Genomic DNA, 25,077 nt, shown 5'->3' with positions numbered 1-25,077 from the left:
GGAAACGACATGGCTACCGAGATCAAAGCGCCAACCTTTCCGGAATCCATTGCCGAGGGCACCGTAGCCGCGTGGCACAAGAAACCGGGTGACAGCGTTGAACGCGACGAGCTGATTGTTGAAATCGAAACCGACAAGGTCGTGCTCGAAGTGTTGGCACCGGAAGCAGGTACGCTGACTGATGTCATGGCTGAGGAAGGCGACACCGTTGAGTCCGAGCAAATATTGGGCAAGGTAGGCGAAGGCAAGGCCTCCGGTGATGGCAGCAACAAGCAGGATGCCAAGAGTGACAAGAAAGATGAAAAGAAAGCCGAGGCCAAGCCAGACAAGAAGCCTTCCGGCGGTGGCAAGCAGCATGAAGTGAAAGCGCCTTCCTTCCCGGAATCGATTCAGGAAGGTACCGTTGCCACCTGGCACAAGAAGGTCGGTGAAGCGGTCAAACGCGACGACGTCCTGGCCGATATAGAAACCGACAAGGTGGTGCTGGAAGTTGTCGCTCCCGCGGATGGTGCCCTGAGTGAGATCAAGGCGGAAGAAGGCAGCCAGGTAGAGTCCGAAGAAGTGCTGGCTATCTTTACCGAAGGCGCTGGTGGCGAGAGCGGTGCTGACGAAGGCGCGGGTGAAGAAAGCACTGGAGAACGTACCGAAGACAGTGCTGGCGAGAAAGCCGATGAAAAAGTCGGTGACAAGATTCTGGCCCCGGCGGCGCGCAAGATGGTTGCCGAACACGACCTTGACGTTGCCAAGATAGAAGGGACTGGCAAGGGTGGGCGCATCTTGAAAGAAGATGTGCAGAAAGCGGTAAAAGACGGTTCCGCCAAGAAAGCCGCCAAGCCTGCCACGTCACCGGCCAAGGCTGCTGCCGCCCCAGCTGTCGAAGGCGAGCGTCCCGAGAAGCGCGTTCCGATGAGTCGCCTGCGCAGAACCATTGCCAAGCGTCTGGTCGAAGCTCAACAGACGGCCGCCATGCTGACCACCTACAATGAGGTGGACATGAGTGCGGTAATGAGCTTGCGTGCTCAGTACAAGGATACCTTCCTCAAGACCCACGATACCAAACTGGGCTTCATGGGATTTTTCGTCAAGGCGGCCAGTGAAGCGCTAAAACGCTTCCCGGACGTCAATGCCTCTATCGATGGCGACGATATGGTTTACCATGGTTATCAGGATATCGGTGTGGCGGTTTCCACGCCGCGTGGTCTGGTAGTGCCGGTGTTGCGTGATACCGACCATATGAAGATCGCTGATGTCGAGAGGGGTATTGTCGACTTTGGCAAGCGAGCGCGTGACGGTAAGCTGGGTATCGACGAGATGCAGGGCGGCACCTTCACCATCACCAATGGCGGCACCTTCGGCTCATTGATGTCCACGCCGATCATCAACCCGCCGCAAACCGCCATTCTGGGAATGCACAAGATTCAGGAACGCCCCATGGCGGTCAATGGCAAGGTCGAAATTCGCCCGATGATGTATCTGGCGGTCTCCTATGACCACCGCATGATCGATGGCAAGGATGCCGTTCAATTCCTGGTGACTATCAAGGAATTGTTGGAAGATCCCGCACGCCTGTTGCTGGACGTGTAATCTCCCTATCGCATTTCACGTTCAATCGCACTCAGCCTCTGCCCTCACAAGGGGAGAGGCAACCAAGCTAAAGGAGCCGACATGGCTGACAAGTTTGATGTGATCATTATTGGTGCAGGCCCCGGTGGCTATGTAGCTGCCATCCGTGCCGCTCAGCTAGGGCTCAAGACGGCCTGTGTCGAGAAATGGATCAGCGAAGACGGTAGCAAGACGGTGCTGGGCGGAACCTGTCTCAACGTAGGCTGCATTCCTTCCAAGGCTTTGCTTGAAGCCTCGCACAAGTTCGTGGAAGCCAAGCACGACTTCTCCGATCTCGGTATCGAAACCGGCGACGTCAGCATGGACGTCAAGAAGATGATGGCGCGCAAGGACAAGATCGTCAGCAATCTGACCGGTGGTATCGCCGGCCTGTTCAAGGCCAACGGCGTCACGGCACTTCAGGGAACCGGCAAGGTGATTGCCGCCAAGCAGGTCGAAGTCACCGACCAGCATGGCAAGGCCACCACCTTTGAAGCCGACAATATCGTGATTGCGGCGGGTTCCGTGCCGGTCGAGATTCCCCCGACGCCGCTGGTCGAAGGCTTGGTCGTCAATTCCACCGGTGCCTTGGAATTCCAGGAAACCCCCAAGCGTCTGGGTGTGATTGGTGCCGGTATCATCGGTCTTGAGCTGGGCAGTGTGTGGAACCGTCTGGGCAGTGAGGTCACCGTGCTTGAAGCCATGGATGATTTCTTGCCCATGGTGGATGGCGCCATTGCCAAGGAAACACAGAAGCTGCTCAAGAAGCAGGGACTGGACATCAAGCTCAGTGCGCGTGTGACAGGCTCCGAGGTCAAGGGCGATGAAGTCATCGTCAAGTACACCGATGCCAGCGGTGAGCAGGAAATGACGTTCGATAAACTGATCGTCTGCGTCGGTCGGCGTCCTTACACCAAAGGCGTAGTTGCCGATGGCCTGGGCATTGACCTGGATGAGCGTGGTTTCATCTTCGTCGACGACCAGTGCCGCACCAGCGTACCCGGTGTCTATGCAGTGGGCGACTGTGTGCGTGGTCCGATGTTGGCGCACAAGGCCTCTGAAGAAGGCATCATGGTCGCGGACATCATTGCCGGCCATAAAGCCGAAATGAACTACGACACCATTCCCAACGTCGTCTATACCTTCCCGGAAGTGGCATGGGTCGGTTTGACCGAGCAAGAAGCCAAGGCCAAGGGAATTAACGTCAAGACGGGTAGCTTCCCGTTCGCCGCCAGCGGTCGTGCCATGGCCAACAATGCCACCGAAGGTCAGGCCAAGATCATTGCGGATGCCGAAACCGACCGCATTCTGGGCATGCATATTGTCGGCCAGCATGCCGGTGAAATGATTGCTCAGGGTGTCATCGCCATGGAATTCGGCTCCAGTGCCGAAGATCTGGCGTTGACCTGCTATGCTCACCCGACCATGTCGGAAGCGGTGCATGAAGCGGCCCTCGCCGTTGACGGCCATGCCATTCACATGGCCAACCGCAAGAAACGCAAGTAACACCTAGATTAATAAATAAGCGCCACCGTTTCGGTGGCGTGACGCTTTCGGCTATGTATCGAAAGCGCGGGGATGATCAGGAACCGCAAAGACGCGGGTTTTCCGGTCATCGTTCGAGTCACATGCAACCAATGGCATGAATCGATGAACCTTCACGAATATCAAGGCAAGCAACTGTTTGCCGATTATGGTCTGCCGGTATCCAAGGGCTTCGCCGTGGACACCCCCGAAGAAGCCTTCGAGGCTTGCAAGAAAATCGGCGGTGATAAATGGGTCGTCAAAGCCCAGGTTCACGCCGGTGGCCGCGGCAAGGCGGGTGGCGTCAAGCTGATCAAGAGCCCGGAAGAAGCCAAGGCTTTTGCCGAGCAATGGTTGGGCAAGAACCTGGTCACCTTCCAGACCGATGAACATGGCCAGCCGGTCGCCAAGATTCTGGTCGAAACCTGCACCGATATCGCCGATGAGCTGTATCTGGGTGCGGTAGTCGATCGCACCACACGTCGTGTGGTGTTCATGGCGTCCACTGAAGGTGGTGTGGAAATCGAAAAGGTCGCCGAAGAAACGCCTGAAAAGATTCTCAAGGCCGAGATCGACCCCCTGGTCGGTGCACAGCCGTATCAGGCCCGTGAGCTGGCGTTCGCGCTGGGCCTCAAGGGTGATCAGGTCAAGCAGTTCACCAAGATCTTCCTGGGCCTTTCCAAGCTGTTCCACGACAAGGATCTGGCACTTCTCGAGATCAACCCTCTGGTTGTTACCGACGAAGGCAACTTGCATTGCCTGGATGCCAAACTGGGCCTGGACAGCAACGCTCTGTATCGCCATCCGGACCTGCAGGCCATGCGCGACCCGTCTCAGGAAGACGAGCGTGAAGCCGAAGCGGCGGCATGGGAACTCAACTACGTCGCGCTGGATGGCAATATCGGCTGCATGGTCAATGGCGCGGGTCTGGCCATGGGTACTATGGATATCGTCAACCTGAACGGCGGCAAGCCGGCCAACTTCCTTGATGTCGGCGGTGGTGCCACCAAGGAACGCGTCGCGGAAGCCTTCAAGCTGATTCTTTCCGATGATTCGGTCAAGGCCGTTCTGGTCAATATCTTCGGCGGTATCGTACGCTGCGACATGATCGCCGAAGGCATTATCGGTGCCGTCGAGCAGGTCGGTGTCAACGTGCCTGTCGTGGTGCGTCTGGAAGGTAACAACGCCGAACTGGGTGCCGAAAAACTGGCTTCCAGTGGTCTGAACATCATCGCGGCTACCAGCCTGACTGACGCGGCACAGCAGGTCGTGAAAGCGGCGGAGGGCAAGTAATGAGCATCTTGATCGACAAGAACACCAAGGTCATCTGCCAAGGGTTTACCGGTGGCCAGGGCACTTTCCACTCCGAGCAAGCGATTGCCTACGGTACGAAAATGGTCGGTGGGGTCACTCCGGGCAAAGGCGGCCAGGAGCATCTGGGCCTGCCGGTGTTCAACACCGTCAAGGAAGCGGTCGCAAAGACTGGTGCCGAGGCCAGCGTGATCTATGTGCCGGCTCCGTTCTGCAAGGACTCGATCCTGGAAGCCGCCAATGCCGGCATCAAGCTGATCGTGTGCATTACAGAAGGCATCGCCACACTCGACATGCTGGAAGCCAAGGTCAAGTGTGACGAGCTGGGCGTGCGCCTGATCGGTCCCAACTGCCCAGGCGTGATCACTCCCGGCGAGTGCAAGATCGGCATCATGCCGGGTCATATCCACCAGCCGGGCCGTGTGGGCATCGTGTCGCGTTCAGGTACGCTGACTTACGAAGCGGTCAAGCAGACCACCGATCACGGCTTTGGTCAGTCCACTTGTGTGGGCATCGGTGGAGACCCGATTCCGGGCTCCAACTTCATCGACATTCTCGAGATGTTCGAGAAGGATCCGAAAACCGAAGCGATCGTCATGATCGGTGAAATCGGTGGTACCGCCGAAGAAGAAGCGGCAGCCTACATCAAGGCCAATGTTTCCAAGCCGGTGGTGTCTTACATCGCCGGTGTCACCGCACCTCCGGGTAAGCGCATGGGTCACGCCGGCGCTATCATCTCCGGTGGCAAGGGGACTGCTGATGAGAAGTTCAGCGCTCTGGAAGATGCCGGTGTTAGAACTGTGCGCTCGCTGGCGGAAATCGGCGATGCATTGAAGGAAGTGACTGGCTGGTAAGTCGGCCATTGACGTTAGACGCACGTGATAAGGGCGCCCCTCGGGGCGCCCTTATTCGTTAGCCAAAGCTTATCTTGAACCTGTCGAGTCTGCTAGCGAAGCAGCGTCAACGGCAGGATCCTACAGCCGTTGGCTCAACTCATTTAAAAAGGCTTCGACAACGTCACGCTCATAGCGGTAATACGTCCACTGTCCAACACGTTCGGATGAGACGAGGCCAGCGCGGGACAGCGTGGAGAGATATAGCGAAATGGTCGGCTGAGAAAGGCCGGTCTTTTCACGGATATGACTGACACAGATTCCCCCTTTTGGCGCGGTATCCTTCTGTTGGGGAAAGTGGCGCTCTGGCTCCTTGAGCCAGGATAGAATGTCGAGGCGCACCGGGTTAGCAAGTGCACTTAAAACGGTATTGATATCCATTAACACGTCCAGGCGTTGAGAGCCCGATCACTATACGCTTTAACGGGCAGGCTGCCGAGGCAGCCTGCCCAACGTGTATCAACTCACCAGTTCTTCCAGGGCGCTGCTGTCAAAATCCGAGAGCTCTTGAAGACGCCCATCACGTACTTTGTTGGCCCATTGGAGGTCAAAGAGCAGGGCGCGGCCAATGGCAATTAGATCAAAATCATTGCGCGAGCGCCACATCGCCAGCTCTTCCACATTGACACGGCTTTTCGAGGTCGGGTCTTCCGTGCGCGTGAAGTGGCCGGTGCGGAAGGTCTTGTCCAGCCCCACGCTGCCAACGGCGATTACCGGCTTGCCGGTTAGTTCCCGCGTCAAGGTCGCTAGCGTTTTTTCACTGCCTGCAAAACCGGGCTCCCAGATGCGGCGCGTGCTGGCATGAAAGATGTCGACACCGTCATTGGCTAACGGCTTGAGGAGTGCGCCCAGCGCCTCGGGCGTTTCAGCAATAATGGCCGTATAATCAGACAGTTTCCACTGAGAGAACCGGAAGAGTATTGGGAAATCCGGTCCAACCGCATCACGCACGGCGCGTACAATCATGCGGGGAAAGCGCAGCCGATTTTCCGGGCTGCCGCCATAGCCATCCTTGCGCTGGTTACTCTCAGGCCATAGGAACTGGTCGATCAAATAGCCGTGGGCACCGTGTAGCTCGATGCCATCAACGCCTTGGCTTTGATGGCATCGCGCGCGGCACGAGCAAAGGAAGCCGCCACGTCAAGCATGTCTTGTTCGGTCATGGCACGGACAATTTCTACGCCGTCTTCACTGATAGCCATTGGACCAAAGCCGGGCACGTTAGTATCCGGCTCGACGCCTGGGCGGCGTTCACGGCCCACGTGCCACAGCTGGGGGACAATTTTCCCTCCGACGGCGTGAACACCCTCTACAACGCGCTGCCAGCCAGCCAGTGCCTGCTCGCCGTGAAAGGCCGGTACGTCCGGGTAGCCGTTGGCGCCGGGATGATCAATATAGGTGCCCTCAGTAATGATCAGCCCAACACCCCCTTCGGCGCGACTGCGATAGTAACTCGCCACGTTGTCGCCCGGTATGCAATTGGGTGACTGGTTGCGCGTCATGGGGGCCATGACGATGCGGTTAGGCAGGGTTACAGGGCCCATGGTGAAGGACTCAAAAAGGGGCGCGGCTAAAGCTTGTTCGGGTGTTGACATGCTGTTTTCTCTCTATACATATATAAATATATAAATATATAAATATACTTATAAATGTATTTACACATATTTCAGTGCTATTGACAACCCCTTGCCCTTAGAAAGTCCTACGCCCTGAATGCTCTGGCGAATCACCGCTACGCTGTTGGCGAGCGACGTAGCAGTCGTAGCTATATAAAATAAACAGCGGTGCGCCCGCTGCTAGGTAAAGGTGGTAACTCATTAGCCGCCACACCAATACCGCCGCCGGGGCTTGGTCACGCTCCATCAACGGTAACAATAGGCCGCCCACACCGACTTCAGCCGCCCCTGCGCCGCCGGGTAGAAAACTGAACTGGCTGTCGTGGCCAGCATCCGGGTAAGAAACGTCCATATCCAATCTGCATGGCCACCCACCCCTCAGCACCGCTAAATAGAGCAAGCTATAGCGCATTAGCCAATGGGTCCTGGTTAGCAGCATCATCGCAAGCAGCGTTTATCGGTGTTGGGGGAGAGCATACTGCTGACTGCCGTGACAAAGAGAATGATAGCGATCAAGCAATGCGTAGATAACGCTATCCCAACTGAACAAGAAGGGGCACCTGAAAAGGTGCCCTTTCTGCTTTTGTAATGAAAAAAATGGTACTACAAGCGGGATGTTTAGGTCGCCCCTGTGCTTGACAGAAAATATCGCGTCGCTTATTTTTACACTGTAATGTTTAATGTTAATAAGTTTCCCAGTGTAATATTTAGGTGTTTTCACCGTCGCTTGTTTGAGTCGGCGATCCGGAATGGCTGAAATTTAATCTTTAATTCGAGTAAAAACAGGAACCAGCCTTTTCTTATAGCGGTAAAAATAAATAAAGCAGCTGGGGGGCAAGGGAAGACCTGGTTAACTGATGCCAATGGTGGGGTGAAATTTTGAAAATCTTGATTGTGGGAAATATGGGGTACGTCGGCTCCATCGTGGTACGGGAGTTAGCCTTACGCCACCCAACCGCCATTCTTCATGGTTATGACAATGCCTATTTCGCGCATTGTTTGACAGGTGCCGAACTGCTGCCCGAGCGTTATCTTGACCAACAGTTTCTGGGAGACGTTCGGGATATTCCTGCTGATTTTTTTGAAGGCTATACGGCAGTGATTCAACTGGCTGCGATTTCCAACGACCCCATGGGAGACCGTTTCGCTGCAGTTACGGCTGAGGTTAATCAGCGGGCTACGGTGGATATGGCTCAGGCAGCGGCTCAGGCGGGTGTGGAAAACTTCGTGTTTGCCTCGAGTTGCAGCATTTATGGCGTCGCTCTGGGCGTTCCGCGTCGTGAAGTGGACCCCGTGGCTCCGGTTACCGCCTATGCCCGTTCGAAAATAGCGGCCGAAGAAGCCTTGGCGGGCATCAAGGGGAACATGGTGATTACCAGTTTGCGCTTTGCGACTGCATGTGGGATGTCGGAACGGTTACGTCTGGACCTGGTGCTCAATGATTTCGTCGCCTGCGCGCTTAGCCAGCAGCATATTACCGTGCTTAGCGATGGGTCTCCCTGGCGGCCCTTGATCGACGTGTCCGATATGGCCAGAGCTATCGACTGGGCGGTACAGCGCAAGCCTGAAAACGGCGGACGCATACTCAATATCAATACCGGCTCGGACGAACGCAACCATCAGGTACGGGACTTGGCGACGGCGGTTGCCCAGGCAATTCCTGGTACCTCCCTGAGTATCAATACCCAGGCGCCGGCGGACAGCCGTTCCTATCAGGTGGATTTCAGCCTGTTTGCCAGATTGGCACCCGACCATCAACCGCAAATGACGCTTCTGGATTCCATCATGGGGTTGGTCAATGGGCTCAAGAGCATGAAATTTTCCGATGCGCAGTTCAGGAGCTCACGCTATATGCGCCTGCATGCGCTACAGGCGCATATCAATGCAGGACGCCTATCCGAAAATCTGAGTTGGCAAATTCGTAATGCATTGAATCCCGGTGCTCCACCTGCCTCCACCCCCGTTAACTCGACGCCTGAAATGGAGGTTAGATCATGAAAGTCGCAATTTTCGCGGGAGGGTATGGAACGCGCTTGAGCGAAGAGACAGCGATTCGTCCCAAGCCCATGGTGGAAGTGGGAGGGAGGCCGATCCTTTGGCACATCATGAAAATGTATGCCCATCATGGCTTCAAGGAGTTCGTCGTGCTGGGAGGTTATAAGGTGGAGTACATTCGCGACTATTTCCTCAATTATCGCGGCAATCGAACCGATTACACCATCGACCTGAAGACAGGCACCGTCGACTGGCTTCAAAGCATGAACGATGACTGGAAGGTCACCGTGCTGGATACGGACGCCGATGCCATGACCGGTGGGCGACTCAAGAAGGCCATGCCTTTCCTGGCGGATGAACCTTTCTGCCTGACCTATGGCGATGGGCTGAGTGACCTGAATATCAATGCCTTGATCGATTCTCATTTGGCCTCGAAAAATTGGTGCACCCTGACGGCGGTAACGCAACCCGGCCGCTACGGTGCGCTGCGCTTGAAGGAAGGCAACAGCCAGGTAGAGGGCTTTCGTGAAAAGGGAGAAGTGGATGGAGGCCTGATCAATGGCGGCTTCTTCGTCTGTGAGCCGGAAGTGTTCGAGACCATCGACGATAGCCAGACCGTATGGGAAAACGGGCCCATGAACCGGATGATCGAGTTGGGAAAACTGGGATATTTCCATCACAACGGTTACTGGCAAAGCATGGATACGCTGAGAGATAAAATGGTGCTTGAGACCGCCTGGACGGAAGGTGCCCCCTGGAAGCTCTGGAAGGAATGAACCACCGATGATTATTGTTGATACAGCGCTTTCCAAACGCGAGGCACAAGGTAATCCCATTCGAGTGGGGATGGTCGGGGCGGGGTTTCAAGCCAGTGGTATCGGCCTGCAGATCATGACCGCGACACCTGGAATGCGGCTTTGCGCCATTGCCAACCGGCACATGGATGCCGCGATCAAGGTCTTCCAGCAAACCGAGATCGAGCCGGTCGCCTGTGACACCCAGCAGGAACTGGAAGCGGCGATTGCGGCTGGGCGACCGGCAGTCACCGAGGATGCCGTGGCACTGGCTCGTGCTGAGGGGTTGGATGCGATCATCGAGGTAACCGGTTCGTTGGAGTTCGCGGCGCATGCCATATTAGCGGCTCTGGAAAGTGGTAAAGACGTCATTCAGATGAATGCGGAACTCGACGGCACGATCGGTCCCATCCTGAAAGTGAAAGCCGATGCGGCGGGTGTCGTCTACAGCTTTGCCGATGGCGATCAGCCCGGCGTACAGATGAACCTCTATCGGTTCGTCGCCGGCCTAGGGGTAAAGCCTGTGCTGTGCGGCAACATCAAGGGGCTGCATGACCCTTATCGCAACCCGGCTACCCAGGAAAGCTTTGCCAAGCGCTGGGGGCAAAAGCCGGCGATGGTAGCGTCTTTTGCCGATGGCACCAAGATTTCGTTCGAACAGGCGATCGTTGCCAATGGAATCGGCATGCAAGTGGCACAGCGCGGCATGCTCGGCCCCGATTTTTCCGGCGGGGTGCCTGGTGGTCCCCTGGTACCCATCGAGCAGACGGTATCGGCGTTCGAACCCTACCTGGACTCGACGGGACCGGGGCTGGTCGACTACGTTGTCGGGGCGCGGCCGGGGCCGGGTGTATTCGTGCTGGGCACCATCGCTAATCCCCGCCAGCGCCATTATCTCGAACTCTACAAGATGGGGGAGGGGCCGTATTACTGCTTCACGACGCCCTATCATCTGTGCCATTTCGAAGTGCCCACCTCCGTTGCCCGCGCCGTGTTGTTCCGTGATCCGGTGTTGACACCCTTGGATGGCCCAAGGGTGGGGGTGATCGCCATGGCCAAGAAAACCTTGCATGAGGGCGAGACAATCGAGGAGCTCGGCGGCTTTGAAGTCTATGGCGTGGCTGAAAACATCGAGGTGATCCGGCGGGAACGGCTGCTGCCTATTGGGCTGGCGCTGGGCTGTCAGGTGGTGGGTCATGTGGAAAAGGACGCGGCACTGACCTTTGATGATGTGCTCATTCCGCCAGGGCGCTTGATCGACCGCCTGTATGCCGAGCAGGAAGCCATGTTTGCCTTGGAACCCCTGCCTGGTACCGCCGCCACTTCCATGGAGTAAGACATGCTTTTTCATCAAACGAACCTCAAGGATGCCAGACTGATAGAGCTTGAGCCGCATGGGGATGAACGGGGTTTTTTTGCCCGCACCATGTGTCGTGCTGAGTTCGAGCGCCATGGCCTGCTGGGTGATTTTGTGCAGCAGAACACCTCCTTTTCCGCTCAGCGCGGTACCTTGAGGGGGCTGCATTACCAGCGACGCCCGCATGCCGAAGCCAAATTGATACGCTGTATCCGGGGAGCGATTGTCGATGTCATCGTGGATATCCGTGAAGACTCGGAAACCTACCTGCACCATCAGCTGTTCGAGCTGACCGAGGCTAACCGGCACCAGCTTTATGTGCCGCAAGGCTTTGCGCATTCTTTTCAGACGTTGACCGACGATGTTGAAGTCAGTTATCTGGTTTCGGCGGCCTATCATCCCGAGGCCGAAAGCGGCTTGCGCTATAACGATGAATGTCTTGCGATCGAATGGCCCCTTCCGCCCACGGTGGTGTCCGACAAGGACGCTGGTTGGTCATTGATCAGTGAGCGAAGCGACACGCTTTTCTAGGCATCAGCGAATCCAGGCCTCGATCGCCTCGCACCAAAAAAACGTACCAACGAGAAAACGTACTAACGAGAAAACGTACCAACAAAAAAGGGGCAGCGTGATCGCTGCCCCTTTTGGGTGCTGCCTAGGCGCTTACTTACTCCGGATCAATCGACAGGGCGTGCCACCAGCGAGCGGGTTTCCTCACGCGCTTCGGTGAGAGCCACGCGCAGACTATCGCCTAGCTTGTAGCGTTCCTCGCCTTCGATCTGGATGCGACCTTCCTTGTCGTCGATCACCACCTTGCTGCGGTCACTGTGCATCAACGGCGCCGGGACGAACGCCGTGGCACCATTGGCCACCAGACGCACGCGCATGCCGCCACGATTGACTGCCATGATCTCGGCATCAAAGGCTTCCTGATTTTCTGCCGAAGACGTCAGGTAACGCACGTACAGCCAATCCTTGACGTCGCGCTCGGCCATGCGGTTCAAACGACGACGTTCGGTGAGCTGATCGGTGAGCTGCTGGCTGGCTTCCGCCGGTGCCTGCTCGCCCTTGAGCACGCGTTTGATCAAGCGGTGATTGACCATGTCGCCGTATTTACGAATCGGCGATGTCCAGGTGGCGTAGGCGGGCAGACCCAGGCCAAAGTGCGGGCCAGGCAGGGCCGACATGCTGGTGAAGCCTTGGAAGCGCCGTAGGCGAACATCCAGCCAGGCGTCTTCACGGCTTTCCAGAGCGCGCTTGAGTTCACGGTAACGCGGCAGTTCGGTGAGCATTTCGCGCTCGACCTCGATTTCCTGCGTGGCGAGAAACTCCTGAGCGGCCTCGGCCTTTTCCGGCTCGAAAGCACGGTGCACATTGAAGATGCCGTGGCCCACATGGGTGGCCAGAAGGTCGGCGCAACAAGCGTTGGCGGCAATCATCGACTCTTCAATCATGCGATTGGCGATACGCCGGTCTTCGGTGCGAATGCCCAGCACATTGCCGGCAGCATCCAGATCGAAGACGTAATCCGGTGTGTCCTTGAACACCAGCGCATGTTCGGCACGCCAAGCACTGCGAGCTTCGGTCAGGTCGCGCAGTGCCTTGAGCTGTTCGCCGATCTCGTCAGACGGGACCCAGTCGCCTTTATCTTCCAGCCAGTCGGATACCTTTTCATAGGCCAGCTTGGCGTGGGACTTGGCGGTGGCAGCGAAGAAGCGGTAATCGCCCAGGCTGCCGTCTGCACCGATCTCCAGCGTACAGGCGAGTACCGGGCGCTCCTTGTCTTCCCATAGCGAACAGAGGTCGTCTGCGAGCTGCTCGGGCAGCATGGTGACGTTCTGGCCCGGCAAGTAGACGGTAAAGGCGCGCGTGCGGGCCTCAAGGTCGGCTGCATGGCCTTCTTCGATGTAGGCGGTGGGGTCGGCGATTGCCACACTCAGGCGCCAGCCACCGTTCTCATGGGTCTCGATGCGCAGGGCATCGTCCATGTCGCGGGTCTTTTCACCATCGATGGTGAAAAAAGGCTCGGCGGTCAGGTCTTCGCGGGTCAGGCCTTCATCGATCAGCGGCCATTCATCCGCAGCCGGAGGGCAATCCTGCTCCAAGGCATGGCGGGCCAGAGTGACACGCCATGGCACAGCGGGATTGCTGCTTTTAGCCACTAACTCGTCGATCTGAGCGAAAAAGGCGCGGTCATCAGGCTTGAGCGGATGACGCACCAGGCGCGCAACAACCCAGTCACCTTCTTCGATGCTGGCTTCATCCAGGTCGCGTCTGATACGCGCCTTGAGCACATTCTTGATCAGAGGGTGATCGGGCACGACGGCAAGCTGACCTTCACGCTTTTGCACGCGGCCGACGAATCGGTCGAGGCCGGCTTCAAGCAGGGTTTCCGGGTCGACGGATGTCTTGTCGCCTTCTTCATGAATCACGGCTTCGACGCGGTCGCCATGCAGCACCTTTTTCATGGCGGGCGGCGGCACGAAATAAGACGTGCCATCCTCAGTTTCAAGGAAACCGAAAGCCTTGGCAGTGGCCTTGATCACGCCTTCGACGCGCGGCGTGGTTTTACGGATCTGCTGCTTGAGCTGAGCGAGTACGGAGTTATTCTGCAACATTGGGCACGATCAATTGGCGAGATAAGGGTGCCACTATACGGATGGTTTCGCGCGGGGCCAAATTCTGCAACCGAAAAGGCTCTTCGGGCACATGAATTCAATCGGTTGCAGCCACATAAACCCAGGGGACCGAGCAGTTTGGTGCAGTAAGCCCTTTAGCTTCCGGGAAGATCGGTACGAATGTGCTTTATGACGACCCTTGAGAGCGCTCCTGGGAATGCTGCGATGAAGGTGGCGGGGAAGGCGGGGTTTCCAGCCGTTTCAGTTGATGCCAAAGATCCCGGCGTAAATCTGCCAGTTTGGGTCGGCTCTCACTGTCGAAAGGCAAGGGGCGGCACAGTCGTTGGGCACGAAGCCCCAGACGTGCGCTAAGCAGCCCGGAAGCCAACCCTTGGCCGGCACGCGAGGAAAGACGCCCGGCGAGATCGAGCGACAGCATGTCGATTCCGGCGTCAGTTACCAATTCGCTGGCACCGGCAAAGGCCATGTTGTGGAGCACGTTCTTGAACAGGCGCAAGCGACTGGCATAGCCCAATTCCAGTCCATACAGCCGGCACAGCCGATCCACCATGGCCAGGTTGCGCCACGCCACCAATCCCATGTCGACCAGGGTCAGCGGGCTGATGGCCACCATCACGGCGGTTTCCCCGGACATCCGTGAGATCAATCGCTGGGCTTGCCGGTCGCGTGGTGCCAGAAGGTGGTGGGCAAGCAGTATCTGGATGTCGGCGCCGTCATGATGTGGCTGACACGCCTGGCTGAACGCCTGCCAATGCGGGTCGTCGCTAGATAGCTTGAACTGTCGACGCAGCTGTTCGGCCATGGCATGGGCTTGAGCGGGGGACGTCTCGGGGAGTCGGGTCAACTGAAGGCGAAGTCGTTCGTGGTGTCGTAAACGCTTCAAGCGAAACAGCTCGCGGCCAAGAGAGAGCCCACCCAGCCCGATCAATATGATGCCGAACCCCTGCCAGGCCAGGGCCAGCCAGTCGGCGCTGCCTCGGGCGTCAAGCATGCCGCTGGCTAGTTCTACGGCACCCAGCCCCAGGCCGCCGACCACGGCGGTCAAAAGCCCCCAGCGACGTTTGCGCGGCGCTCCCAGGCTGGCGGCGGGCAGGGCCTGTTCCTCGGCGCCAGGGTCTTCTTGCCACTGGCGGTGAGCCACCTCTTGACCGAACTGCTGATGGCCGCGCAACTCGGAGGCCGTGTCGGTCGGTGGGGCCTTCGCCGGATCATCATCCAATGCGAAGTGCCTGCGCGGCTTAGGGTGGTCGGGTGAAGGCCGGGTCATGTGAGTTTGTCTCCGATCAGCCAGTCGATGGCGCTATCCATACGAATGTGCGCCAGGACATCGGTGGTTCGCGGCATGGGGCGAAACGCCGGAAAATTGAAACCCTGCTGGTCCCAGAACGTGGCTTCGGGCAATGTCGCGGGAACGTCGCCGGGGTAGACCAATACCTCTTCTCCCTCGAGGGTGGTGCCGCGTAATGCTGCCGATTGTTGGCCCTGTTGGGTTATTTCCCGGGCCTGGGTGGCACGAATGGCCGCCAACGAGAATGCCTTGACCGGCACATCGGCAAAGCGTAGGTCCTGCAACGGTTCCGCCAGCAAGGCTTCGAGCAGATGGATGAGGTTGGGGTGCTGGTCAGGGGTGACATGATCGGCTTTGGTGGCGGCGATGGCCAGGCGGTCGATCTTCGGCGCAAACAGCCGCGTCAGCAGGCTGCGCTTGCCGTAATCGAAACTCTGCATCAAATGGTTCAGGGCACGTGATAAATCATCGAACCGTTCCGGCCCGGCGTTCAGTGCGCCGAGGACATCGACCAGCACGATCTGACGATCGAAGCGCCGAAAATGGTCACGGTAAAAAGGGCGGACCACATGCTGTTGATAGTAGCGAAAACGCTGGGCCAGGGTGGCGTAAAGGCTGTCGGCGGGTAGGGCGTCAAGCTCGGCACGCTGGGTGTCGAACAGCCCCGGCAACGGAAAGAATTGGAGTGCCGGAGCGCCTTCAAGCTCGCCGGGCAACAGGAAACGCCCGGGCTGTAAATCCGAAAATCCGGCTTTCTTGGCGCGGCGCAGCCCCTGGGCGTAGCGTTCGGCCAGTTCGGCTAGCTGTGCTTCGTCGGCCTCGGCGGCGGGGTCGAGAGCGGCTACCCCTTCTTGCCAATCGGTAAACAGGGCTCGGCGCTGCGGGCCGTGGGCTCGGGTCTGGGCCTGGCTCCAGCTGAAAAAATCATGCTGTAGAAGAGGTAAATCAAGCAGCCATTCGCCGGGGTAGTCGAACAGATCGAGCGTCAGGCTGGTGGTCTGCGGTGTCAGCCAGCCACTGCGCGCCGGGCGATAGCGCAGTTGCAAGCGCAACTCGCTGATGCCCCGGGTGGGTTCGGGCCAGCGCGGCGGGGAGTCATTGAGCGCCGCCATGGCCTGGTCATAGGGAAAGCGGGGGACACCGAGGTCTTGCTGATTGAGGCGCTGGGCACCCAGCAGGCGGCCTTCCCGGGCCGCAGGCAGCATGTCCAGGCGCGCTTCAAGCCCGGCATGGCGCAGCTGGTTGACCAGCGAGGTGAGAAACGCCGTCTTTCCCGCCCGGGAAAGCCCGGTTACCGCTAGGCGCAGCTGCCGGTCTCGGCCGCGAGCGAGAAGGTCGGTCAGCTCACGGCTGATTTTTCCGCGCTCACTGGCCATAACGCATGGCGCTGATGTATTGATGGAACATCGGTGTGGCGGCGATCAAGAAGCCGATCAGTGCAATGAGGTAGCCCGGCCAGCGGCGCCTCATGCGTTGCGCTAGCGTCAGGCCGACGAGACACACCACCAGACCTACCAGGTTGAATGCCAGCGTGGCTGCTTCAAGCCAGTATTGTGGAGACATAACACTTCCTTAGAGGACATTGGCGCAGAATGCCCTTGGAAAAGGGCATCACCGGAGCAGAGTCGCCATTGGTTCAGCACAATATCATACCGACTGGGCCGGTTCAGGCCCCAGCCACATTCACGTTAGCCCAGACTCAAGGTTGTCCCCAATAGGTGCTGGGCATCGGGCACCAGCCAGACGGGGTCAAGACGTGTGTTGGCGGCCTCCACACACAAGAAGTGTCGGCCGGCGTCTGCGGGAATATCGGCAGGCAGGTTGTCGGCCGGGTGCCAGACCACCGTTGAGTCACTGGACTGCTTGCCGATTCGCAGGCTGCGTTGACCATCGTTCAACAGCAAGGCTTGGTTGCTGTGGTAAATACGGTCGATAGCCCCACGAATGGCCAGTGTGCCTTGTTGCTCGCCTTCCGAAAAATCCTTGAGCTTGTCCAGATAGCGGGCACCGGCGAGGCCTTCCAGGCGGCATTGGTGGGCGTCGCTCACCGACAGATAGCTGTGCAGGGCGCCACTCACTTTGAGCGGCTCATGCCCGATATTCTCGCTGATCAATTCAACATGCAGGCGCTGGGCATTGGCTTGGATGACCACCCGTGCGGTGAGCTGAGAATGTAACCGTAAGGTGGGAGAAAGGTGAGCTTCGATGCCTTCTTCGTGCTCATCGACCGCTTCCAGGCGCCAGGGGGCGTTGCGGGCCAGGCCGTGAAAGGGGCCGCTGCGATCCGGTGTTTCATCGGCATAGCGTTCGTCACCGAACCACGGCCAACACAGCGGAATTCCCCCTCTTATGCTGCCGGGGCAGGCGTTGGGGGTCGGGGTCAGCCATAACCAATCGGTGCCTTCTCCACCCGGGCCACGAGGCAGAAAATGTAATACCTGTGCGCCTTGCAGGGATATCGCCAGTTCGCCCCAGGCGGTATTGAACAGCACTACCTCGCGGCCTTCCCAGTGCGTGGAGCGTTGCCCTTGGGTGGCATTCAGCAAGTTCTTGAGCGAGGCGGGAATCATGAAAGCTCCTTGAAGTGAGGACGAGCGGAGCGAATGTCTCGCACACGCTATCATTCTGCTAAGGTGTCGTTACGTACCAAAAGTTATTATGCACTATGGTATGGCAAGCTGAACCAAGAGGTAAAACACGAGGAGAAGGCAATGGGATTGTTAGCATGGTTGATCATTGGTGGGCTGGCCGGCTGGATTGCCGGAAATATCATGCGCGGCGGAGGTTTCGGTATTCTGGGCAATATCGGTGTCGGGGTTGTGGGGGGCGTTATCGGCGGCTTCCTGTTCAGCTTGCTGGGGCTACAAGCCGGTGGCTTTATCGGCTCACTGGTCACTGCAATCGTGGGGGCGGTGGTATTGCTTTGGGTGATCAGCAAGGTCAGGCAAGCCTGATGCAAGCTGTCTAAACCCGAATCATGTTCCTATATCGCCCGGCCTTGTGCCGGGCTATTTGCGATAAGCGTCAAGCCGTTTGCGATAAGCGTTAAAAGAGTTGGCAAAATAGCAGTCTGTCCCCGGCTTTCCGTTACACTAAACCGTTCTGCCGGTAGTCATCCGGCCTGGTTGTATTTTTTCGAGGTGATCCTTGGTTGACCCCCTGAATGCCTGGTGGGCCCAGCAGTTGGTGTTATGCGACTGGGCATTTACTCCTCACCCTACCGTGGTGGACGCCGAGGCCGCCGAGCAACGTCTGGTTGAGCTGAAGGTAGCTAGCCGGGGAGCACTGGCTGGCCAACTCCTGGATTCCTTGTCACCTAAGGCAAACGCCGAGATGCTGCTCTCTGCGCTGGAATTGACCGCCCTGGCAGGAGCGGCCGGCTGGCTGAGCGAGGCGCGAGCCAGGGCATGGGTGTGGCAACTCGTGCTACGCATCACGCGTGAATATAGCGACCTGGAACACTGGCTGAAGGCCTTGCGTCGCGCACGAAATGCACGCGGCTGGCTCGAAGGTGACGATGGCTTCATGCACACCTGTGAAGCTCTGGAAGCCTTGGAATATGAAGGCGAGGGCGTAACTTGGGAGCGACTCATCGAGTGGCTGGCGCATGCTGGCAAGGTGCCGACGCTGTGGCCAGATGCCACTGATCAGCAGTGCTGGCGGGCATGTGCGCTGTTGCGTCCGGTGGTTGTGTATCCCGCCGGTGATAAGGACTGGCCCGAGGCTTTCGAATGGCTGAATCAGGTATGGCAGATACAAAGCCGTGACGAGTTGGTGACGGCCTTGTTATGGCTGGGAGCCCAAGGCGATCGTCAGCGTTGGGATATCGAGGCCGATATGCTGGTGTCGCTGGATGACTCTCAACGCATATTGTGGCGCGAAAACATGCCCTCACAGGACCCTCATTCGCCGGTTCTGTATGGTTTCGTCACTCAGGGTGAACCGTTGGAGTGGGCTGCCTGGGACTGGCTTCGTTTGGTCGAGTTGGCCTGGGCGGGTGCCTGTTGTGGTTGGCTTTCCCAACAGGAAGCTGATGGCTTCGCCGCCCACGCTGTCGATTTGCTAGGGCGGCGCTACCATGACTGGCATGCCGTGCTGAAGGCATTCCAGCGTGGGCAAAGCCTGTTTGAAGGCAAGGACCTGCGCCACAAGACAGCGCCACGTCATGACATTTTGCTCAAGGACCCGCTTAGCCCTTGGCACCTTTCCCTGGCCGACCTGTTGGATACAACCTCCCGTGAGGCCTCGCGAGATGCCTTGCGTGCCTGGCGACGGGACCCCGGGCACTGGTTATTGGCCCTGGCGGGAGTGCGTGAGCCGGACTTGATGCTGCGTCAGGCCAACCCAGGCGGCCCGGTACCTGAAGCGCGCCGTGCCGATGCGGCTGAGTACCTTCAGGAAACGTTGGGGCTGCATGCCGAAGAAGGCGCGAGGTCGTTGGCTCGCTATTGGTTGCCGGCCCAGGCGCATCATTTGAATCAATTGGCTGCCGATGCCGCCCATGGGGCTCTGCCTGCCTCCCATACGCTATTTGGCGACCCGGTGCCCGACGATTTGCGTCAGCGCAATGCTCTCAAAGGGGTGAGTCGCCATGCGGCAACCATTCATATGGCGGAAAAATTCGCCTTTTACCTGCACATGTCGAAGGACAGCGGTCTCTTCGAGGCGACCGAGCTGGATCAGTTTGTTGCGTCGCTGCGCAGTTGCTTGTGTCGTTTCTATCCGGATGCCCGGCGGTTGCTGGAAGCTTGGCTTGCCTGGGAAACTTGCCTGCCCGAACTTGATGAGGCGTCGTTGATTCAAGAACTTCAATGGCATCTGCAAGACCCGGGCAGTATCTTTCACTGGTTGGACTGGCATCCCGACGATTGGCAGGAGCCCGGCGCCCGGCCGAGCCTTTCGCATTTTACCGCCATGGCGCTGGTCGGGCCGCTCAATACAGCTGTCTGGAGTGAACCTCAGCCTGAAAGCGAGCGTGAGTGCCAAGCCATTCGTGAATGGGTGGATGGGCATTATGGCTTGCACGGCGCCACGGAAATGAAGGAATTCCTGGCGTTCATGCTGGAGTCCGGAGATCGTCAGGAATATCAGATCAATTACGCCCCCTATACGCTCAATCGTGAACGCCTGGAGGCGGAAATCGCCATCATGGAGTCGGGAGACTGTCTCGATGAGGAGCGTCACCATCTGCTGCGGCTCTGCCGTGTCAGGGATAACGAAGACCAGTGCAACGACGTGGATATGGCCGCCTGGGACGTGGCACAATTGGTGGATCTGACGATCGCTGGGCGCCAGCTGGGTTGGCTGTCGGCAACCGAATTCGCCGCTCAGCTGGAAAAAGCCCATGCCTTGGCGGCGAATCACTATGCCGGTTGGGAAGATTATGCGCGGGGCATGTATGCCGGATTTTCTTTTTTCATGGGAGAAACGCCGGAGCGTGAAAGTTTCCTGGCGGGATTTCGCCAAGCACTCATCGCATGGCTCAGCGGCGCGCCGCCCTTGGCCGGGGCTTGGACAAGCCTGGATTTTCCCGGTGCCAAGCCACGCCATTTCGCCCCGCTGCACATTGATACGCTGCCGGGAGATTTTCGTACCTTGCATTGAGCCGCCGTTAATCGATGTGACTGAGTCTCGCCAGCGACGATTAATCCGGCTATAGTCGTGGCATCAGCGTTTTTTACTCAATTTTTGTCATTTTTTTAATCGGTCATCAGGAGATATTGTGCATGGATGCTACGCCACACCCTGCTGTGACAGCAGTACGTGCAGTCGGCGCCTGTCTTGTAGTGGTCTTGCTGGCCGGTTGTGCCGGCTCCCCCTCCCAAGACGATATCGAACCACCCGGCGATTATTTTGCTTTGACGCTGCCGGGTATGGCGACGCAAGGGAGCGCACGAATGTCGCCGGTGAACAGCCCCATTGCTCAGGGACGTGGTTTGCAACAATCCCCCGTTACCCTGGTGCGCCAAGCCTTGATGGTCCAGCACCAACGCTGGTCGGGGACGCCGTATCGTATCGGCGGCACCACCGACCGGGGTATCGACTGCTCGGCACTGGTACGCAATATCTATCGTGACACGTTTAATCTGGAATTACCCCGTACGACCCGAGGGCAGATTCATCAAGGAAACCAGATCGACCGCCAAGAGCTTCAGGCGGGCGATCTAGTCTTCTTCCGTCCGCCCGGCCCTTACAACCATGTGGGTATTTACGTGGGTGATGGGCACTTCCTGCATGCCTCTACCTCTCAAGGGGTGACCATTTCGCGGCTGGATAACAGTTACTGGCAGCGTTATTACTGGCAGTCGCGTCGCGCTATCGAGCCAAACCATATTGCACAGCTGAGTGTCGCACTGAACCAATAATTCTTGACGAACCCCGGCCGGCCATATGCATGATTGAAGCTCACAGTCGCGCCTGGTGGCGTGCCACCCTGGCGCTTTGCCTGGGGTCTTTCCTGGTATTCATCAACCTCTATGCGCCACAACCGCTTTTACCCGAACTGCGTCAGGTTTACGGGGTCTCGACGCTGGGCGTAAGTTTGGTGATGTCGGTAGCTACCCTGTCGTTGGCATTTTCGCTGCTGATATTCGGCCCTCTCTCGGATGCGATCGGTCGTGAAGGCATTATGCGCCTTACCCTGCTGCTGGCGGGGTTGTGTTCGTTGGCGCTGGCCTTTGCGCCGAGTTTTGAAGCGTTGCTGATGTTGCGTCTGGTGCAGGGTTTTGTGCTGGGTGGGCTTCCGGCGGTGGCGATTGCCTGGATGGCCGATGAATTCGAACGGCCGGCGCTGCTCAGTGCCGTGGGGCTTTATATCGGTGCCAATTCATTGGGAGGCATCAGTGGACGCGTGATAGGCGGGAGTGTGGCGGAAATCGGCGGACCCATGGCCGGGTTTCTCACCGTGGGCGGGTTGACCCTGGTCGGTGGCGTGGTGTTCTGGCGCCTGCTGCCCATGAGCCAGGCATTCGTTCCGCGACGTTTCGAGCTGAATAGGGCGCTGGATGACCTGCGCGGCCATTTACACAATCCGGTGTTACTAGCAGCCTATCTGCTGGGCGGGATCAATTTTCTGATTTTCATCAATCAGTACAGCTACATCACCTTTCGCTTGGCGGAGGCACCTTATGCGTTGGCGGCCAGCGGGCTGGGGCTGATCTTCCTGACGTATCTGGGGGGAACGCTGGGTTCGATGCTTTCAGGGCGTCTGGCGAAGCGCTGGTCACCCTCGTTGTGCATGATGCTGGGTGTGGTGATCTTGATGCTGGGGACCTGGATTACGCTTTTCCAGCCATTGCCTTTGATTATTCTGGGATTGACCATCAATGCGTTCGGGTTCTTTCTGGCGCATTCATTGGCTTCCAGCTGGGTGGGTCGTCATGCCCAAGGCGCACGTGGCAGTGCCTCGGCACTTTATCTGGTGTTCTATTACGTGGGGGCGAGCTTGGGTGGGTTCTGGCTGGAACCATTCTGGCGCCATGCCGGTTGGTCAGGCGTGGCAACGGCTTCCTGGTTGCTGCTGGCGGTGACGTTGGTTATCGCCGTGGGGCTATGGCGCTTCGAACGCCGGGTGCCGGCGGTCAAGCAATAAAACGATTAACCAATAGGTATGGCGATAGAAAAGACAAAAGGGCGGCCGCTGGGCCGCCCTTTCTGTGTCTGATTGCGCAAATGGCTGCGATATCAGTGCTCGACACCGCCTTCGCCGTGCACATGGCCGTGCTCGGCTTCTTCTTCGCTAGCTTCACGCACTTCGGCAATTTCGACATCGAAGTTGAGGTGTTGACCCGCCAGCGGGTGGTTGCCATCGACGAGGACAGTATCACCTTCCACTTTAGTCACGGTGACCATCAGGGGGCCGCCCTGAGTCTGTGCCTGAAACTGCATGCCCGGCTCGACGCTTTCCACACCCTGGAATGCATCGCGCGGAACTTCCTGCATCAGTTGCGTCTGGACTTCACCGTAGCCTTCTTCCGGCGTTACCTTGACGGTGAGCTTCTCACCGGTTTCACGTCCTTCCAGTTCTTTTTCCAGACCCGGAATAATGTTGCCCGCACCGTGGAGATAGGTCAGCGGCTCGCGGCCTTCTGAACTGTCCAGTACCTCGCCTTCATCGTTGGTGAGGGTGTAGTGAAACGCGACGACTGCGTTTTGTGCGATTTGCATGGGAAATAGCCTTTCGCTGAGTGCATGTCTCAATATGGTAACGCGTGAACGCGGCTGTGTCAGGGGGCAACGAGAATTTCCGGGCTTACTCGCCTTTCGGCGATGTTGCGCCGTTGCTCGGGCGGGGATACCCTATGCCACATCTTTTCCCCTCGTCCAGTGAACTGCTTGCGGAGACTTTCTCATGACCATCTTATTGATTTGGGTAATTGCGTTTGCCTTGATCCTCTATTTTACTTACGCCCGTTGGGATAAAGGTGTCAGCCAAGGACTCGATAAAATGCTTCCTGCTGTGCTTAAAAGTCATGGGGAAAGTCGCTTGATGTGGGCTTTAGTGCTGGCCGTTCTCGGTGCCACTACCCTTGTGCGCCCGGTGGATATACTGCTGGTGGTGTTGCTGCTTGCCATCATCGGAGTCATTGTAGTCAAGCTTGCGTCTTGGCTTGCCGGCAAGTCCACCCATTGATGTCAGTGCCTCGCCCCGGCGAGGCATTTTGATAGAAACAGAAGTACCAATGATATAAGCAGAAATAGAAATAGCCGTATGAAACAGAAACAAAAATGCCCAGGATTTTTCCCGGGCATTTTTCGTCCGATGTTAATCTTTATCGGACGTGAAACGCTGTCGGATCAGTAAGGGGCTACGCTGACGTTTCTGCCGCTACCGATCAAACGGACCCGCTGGCCGGGCTGGAATTGATGGTCGGCACGTTGTACCACGACGACATCAGTACCGTCATCGCGACGGATTTCCATTTCCAGGGCATTGACTCGGTTAGTCGCATCTTCAGCGGCAGTACCCGCGACAGCGCCACCCAAGGCACCGGCAACGGTTGCCAACTGGCGGCCGCTACCGCCACCCACCTGATTGCCCAGCAAACCACCGATGATGGCACCGCCACCCGAACCCAAGAGACCGCCGGCACGGCTGTCAGCCTGGATTTGTACCGGACGAACCGCCACGACAGTGCCGTAGCTGACACTTTGACTGGTTTTTGCCTGATCGCCACGGTAGACATCACCGGAATAAGGGGCTGTATTGGCACAACCCGCTAGTGTCAGAAGGCTCATTGCGGCAATAGGGAGAATACGTTTCATCAAAACCTCCAGGACAGTTACGTCACGACGTGTATGTACGATTATTAAGTGTTTTCAGGGGTGCGCCCAAAAGCTGGCTCGAGTAGGGCTTGGTTTTCGAGTGAAATGTAGTTATAGAACGCTGTTCTTTAACAACATACGCGCCTTAAGCCATTATGACCAGCGGATAATGCAAAAGCTCCCTATAGAATTGCTATCCATGTCGAATCATGTGAATTCAGCGCGAGTGTAGCAATAAACAAAAGCGAAGAAGGTGCAAATAACACGCAAAAAAGGGAGGCCTGAGGCCTAATGCCAGTCAGTTAAGCCTATTCTCAACAAGCTGATCATGAGACCTTTCCGTGTCAGGCAACTGATACGGAAAGGTCTCATGCATTTCAGCGACGCCATTGATGCCATCGCCAAGGCGGTACCCGACGATTTCTCCAGCCTCTCCGAGGTACTCTCTCCCGAACTGATCGACACCTGTCTTGAAGAAGCCGGTGTGGCCACGCGGCGCAAGCGTCGCCTGCCGTTGGACATGGTCGTCTGGGCCGTGGTCGGGATGGCCTTGTTTCGACATATCCCGATGGGGCAGATCGTCAATCACCTCGACATCATGCTGCCCGGCAAGCGCCCTTTGTCGCGCCCAGTGCCGTGGTGCAAGCACGTCAAAGGCTTGGGGTGGAGCCCATCAAGCGCGTCTTCGAGCAGACCCAGGCCTTGTGGCATCAGCAGACCCCTCATCCCCACTGGTGCGGCCTGACGTTACTGGGTGTCGACGGCGTGGTCTGGCGTACGCCTGACTCTCCCGA

At 57.7% G+C, this 25,077-nt stretch carries 23 protein-coding genes and 1 pseudogene; 14 read left to right on the top strand and 10 right to left on the bottom strand.

The window, feature by feature from the left end; all coding sequences use genetic code 11:
* The first annotated feature begins 9 nt into the window (after positions 1 to 9).
* From odhB to sucD, 4 genes are all read left to right on the top strand, one after another.
* Entirely contained in the window at positions 10 to 1,584 is a 1,575-nt protein-coding gene (gene odhB / locus DU506_RS16265) for a 2-oxoglutarate dehydrogenase complex dihydrolipoyllysine-residue succinyltransferase (RefSeq protein WP_114487946.1), read from the top strand.
* An 81-nt stretch (positions 1,585 to 1,665) separates the two neighbouring features.
* Positions 1,666 to 3,108, top strand: a complete 1,443-nt coding sequence (gene lpdA, locus DU506_RS16260; protein WP_114487945.1) for a dihydrolipoyl dehydrogenase — start codon at positions 1,666 to 1,668, stop codon at positions 3,106 to 3,108.
* 144 nt (positions 3,109 to 3,252) lie between these two features.
* Positions 3,253 to 4,419, top strand: a complete 1,167-nt coding sequence (sucC, locus tag DU506_RS16255; RefSeq protein ID WP_114487953.1) for an ADP-forming succinate--CoA ligase subunit beta — start codon at positions 3,253 to 3,255, stop codon at positions 4,417 to 4,419.
* Positions 4,419 to 5,291 carry a succinate--CoA ligase subunit alpha gene (gene sucD, locus DU506_RS16250; protein ID WP_114487944.1) on the top strand — a complete coding sequence of 291 codons (873 nt, stop codon included), beginning with the start codon at positions 4,419 to 4,421 and terminating at the stop codon, positions 5,289 to 5,291. The genes sucC and sucD overlap by 1 nt, the downstream gene beginning before the upstream one ends.
* A gap of 120 nt (positions 5,292 to 5,411) precedes the next feature.
* Here sucD and DU506_RS16245 read toward each other — a convergent pair whose 3' ends face one another.
* The 3 genes and pseudogenes from DU506_RS16245 to DU506_RS16235 form a co-directional block, all read right to left on the bottom strand.
* Entirely contained in the window at positions 5,412 to 5,711 is a 300-nt protein-coding gene (locus tag DU506_RS16245) for an ArsR/SmtB family transcription factor (protein ID WP_235825703.1), read from the bottom strand.
* Positions 5,712 to 5,789: 78 nt separating this feature from the next.
* A pseudogene (locus tag DU506_RS16240) lies at positions 5,790 to 6,832 on the bottom strand (NADH:flavin oxidoreductase).
* Between the two features lie 190 nt (positions 6,833 to 7,022).
* Entirely contained in the window at positions 7,023 to 7,358 is a 336-nt protein-coding gene (locus DU506_RS16235; RefSeq protein WP_328587991.1) for a hypothetical protein, read from the bottom strand.
* Positions 7,359 to 7,825: 467 nt separating this feature from the next.
* On the opposite strand from DU506_RS16235, the gene DU506_RS16230 reads away from it, so the two are divergent.
* Genes DU506_RS16230 through rfbC form a run of 4 tightly spaced genes read left to right on the top strand, consistent with a single transcriptional unit; the run spans position 7,826 to position 11,623 of the window.
* Complete coding sequence (locus DU506_RS16230; protein ID WP_114487942.1) at positions 7,826 to 8,944, top strand: NAD-dependent epimerase/dehydratase family protein; 1,119 nt, start codon at positions 7,826 to 7,828, stop codon at positions 8,942 to 8,944.
* Entirely contained in the window at positions 8,941 to 9,717 is a 777-nt protein-coding gene (gene rfbF / locus DU506_RS16225) for a glucose-1-phosphate cytidylyltransferase (RefSeq protein ID WP_114487941.1), read from the top strand. Before DU506_RS16230 ends, rfbF begins: the two co-directional genes overlap by 4 nt.
* A 7-nt stretch (positions 9,718 to 9,724) precedes the next feature.
* Positions 9,725 to 11,071, top strand: a complete 1,347-nt coding sequence (locus DU506_RS16220; RefSeq protein ID WP_114487940.1) for an NAD(P)H-dependent oxidoreductase — start codon at positions 9,725 to 9,727, stop codon at positions 11,069 to 11,071.
* A gap of 3 nt (positions 11,072 to 11,074) precedes the next feature.
* Positions 11,075 to 11,623, top strand: a complete 549-nt coding sequence (rfbC, locus tag DU506_RS16215) for a dTDP-4-dehydrorhamnose 3,5-epimerase (RefSeq protein ID WP_114487939.1) — start codon at positions 11,075 to 11,077, stop codon at positions 11,621 to 11,623.
* A 146-nt stretch (positions 11,624 to 11,769) separates the two neighbouring features.
* Here the strand turns inward: rfbC and DU506_RS16210 are convergent, their stop codons facing one another.
* The 5 genes from DU506_RS16210 to DU506_RS16190 all read right to left on the bottom strand — a co-directional run bounded on the left by DU506_RS16210 (position 11,770) and on the right by DU506_RS16190 (position 17,589).
* Positions 11,770 to 13,710 carry an exoribonuclease II gene (locus DU506_RS16210; protein ID WP_114487938.1) on the bottom strand — a complete coding sequence of 647 codons (1,941 nt, stop codon included), beginning with the start codon at positions 13,708 to 13,710 and terminating at the stop codon, positions 11,770 to 11,772.
* Between the two features lie 187 nt (positions 13,711 to 13,897).
* On the bottom strand, positions 13,898 to 14,998 hold the full coding sequence (locus DU506_RS16205) for a YcjF family protein (RefSeq protein WP_114487937.1): 1,101 nt from the start codon (positions 14,996 to 14,998) through the stop codon (positions 13,898 to 13,900).
* Complete coding sequence (locus DU506_RS16200; protein WP_114487936.1) at positions 14,995 to 16,395, bottom strand: YcjX family GTP-binding protein; 1,401 nt, start codon at positions 16,393 to 16,395, stop codon at positions 14,995 to 14,997. The genes DU506_RS16205 and DU506_RS16200 overlap by 4 nt, the downstream gene beginning before the upstream one ends.
* Complete coding sequence (locus DU506_RS16195; protein WP_114487935.1) at positions 16,385 to 16,582, bottom strand: hypothetical protein; 198 nt, start codon at positions 16,580 to 16,582, stop codon at positions 16,385 to 16,387. Before DU506_RS16195 ends, DU506_RS16200 begins: the two co-directional genes overlap by 11 nt.
* 125 nt (positions 16,583 to 16,707) lie before the next feature.
* Positions 16,708 to 17,589, bottom strand: coding sequence for a D-hexose-6-phosphate mutarotase (locus DU506_RS16190; protein WP_114487934.1), 882 nt, complete (start codon positions 17,587 to 17,589; stop codon positions 16,708 to 16,710).
* A 141-nt stretch (positions 17,590 to 17,730) separates the two neighbouring features.
* On the opposite strand from DU506_RS16190, the gene DU506_RS16185 reads away from it, so the two are divergent.
* The 4 genes from DU506_RS16185 (at position 17,731) to DU506_RS16170 (ending at position 22,610) form a co-directional block, all read left to right on the top strand.
* Positions 17,731 to 17,973, top strand: a complete 243-nt coding sequence (locus tag DU506_RS16185; protein WP_114487933.1) for a GlsB/YeaQ/YmgE family stress response membrane protein — start codon at positions 17,731 to 17,733, stop codon at positions 17,971 to 17,973.
* A 193-nt stretch (positions 17,974 to 18,166) separates the two neighbouring features.
* Complete coding sequence (locus DU506_RS16180; RefSeq protein WP_114487932.1) at positions 18,167 to 20,623, top strand: DUF1266 domain-containing protein; 2,457 nt, start codon at positions 18,167 to 18,169, stop codon at positions 20,621 to 20,623.
* Positions 20,624 to 20,745: 122 nt separating this feature from the next.
* Positions 20,746 to 21,384 (top strand): C40 family peptidase, encoded by a 639-nt coding sequence (locus DU506_RS16175; protein ID WP_114487931.1) that lies wholly within the window; start codon positions 20,746 to 20,748, stop codon positions 21,382 to 21,384.
* 29 nt (positions 21,385 to 21,413) lie between these two features.
* On the top strand, positions 21,414 to 22,610 hold the full coding sequence (locus tag DU506_RS16170) for an MFS transporter (protein ID WP_114487930.1): 1,197 nt from the start codon (positions 21,414 to 21,416) through the stop codon (positions 22,608 to 22,610).
* A 92-nt stretch (positions 22,611 to 22,702) separates the two neighbouring features.
* Here DU506_RS16170 and DU506_RS16165 read toward each other — a convergent pair whose 3' ends face one another.
* Positions 22,703 to 23,185 (bottom strand): FKBP-type peptidyl-prolyl cis-trans isomerase, encoded by a 483-nt coding sequence (locus DU506_RS16165; protein WP_114487929.1) that lies wholly within the window; start codon positions 23,183 to 23,185, stop codon positions 22,703 to 22,705.
* 184 nt (positions 23,186 to 23,369) lie between these two features.
* Between DU506_RS16165 and DU506_RS16160 the strand changes: the two genes are divergently transcribed.
* Positions 23,370 to 23,651 (top strand): hypothetical protein, encoded by a 282-nt coding sequence (locus tag DU506_RS16160; RefSeq protein WP_114487928.1) that lies wholly within the window; start codon positions 23,370 to 23,372, stop codon positions 23,649 to 23,651.
* A 164-nt stretch (positions 23,652 to 23,815) separates the two neighbouring features.
* Here the strand turns inward: DU506_RS16160 and DU506_RS16155 are convergent, their stop codons facing one another.
* Positions 23,816 to 24,283: an outer membrane lipoprotein gene (locus DU506_RS16155; protein WP_114487927.1), complete on the bottom strand. Its 468-nt coding sequence runs from the start codon at positions 24,281 to 24,283 to the stop codon at positions 23,816 to 23,818.
* 370 nt (positions 24,284 to 24,653) lie between these two features.
* On the opposite strand from DU506_RS16155, the gene DU506_RS16150 reads away from it, so the two are divergent.
* On the top strand, positions 24,654 to 25,028 hold the full coding sequence (locus DU506_RS16150; protein WP_181870787.1) for a transposase domain-containing protein: 375 nt from the start codon (positions 24,654 to 24,656) through the stop codon (positions 25,026 to 25,028).
* Positions 25,029 to 25,077 lie beyond the last annotated feature (49 nt).

It is taken from the genome of Vreelandella rituensis (assembly GCF_003336665.1).
In the GTDB taxonomy this organism is placed as follows: domain Bacteria; phylum Pseudomonadota; class Gammaproteobacteria; order Pseudomonadales; family Halomonadaceae; genus Vreelandella; species Vreelandella rituensis.
Note: the sequence above shows the minus strand (reverse complement) of the source record. Positions and strands in the feature narration are given on the sequence as shown.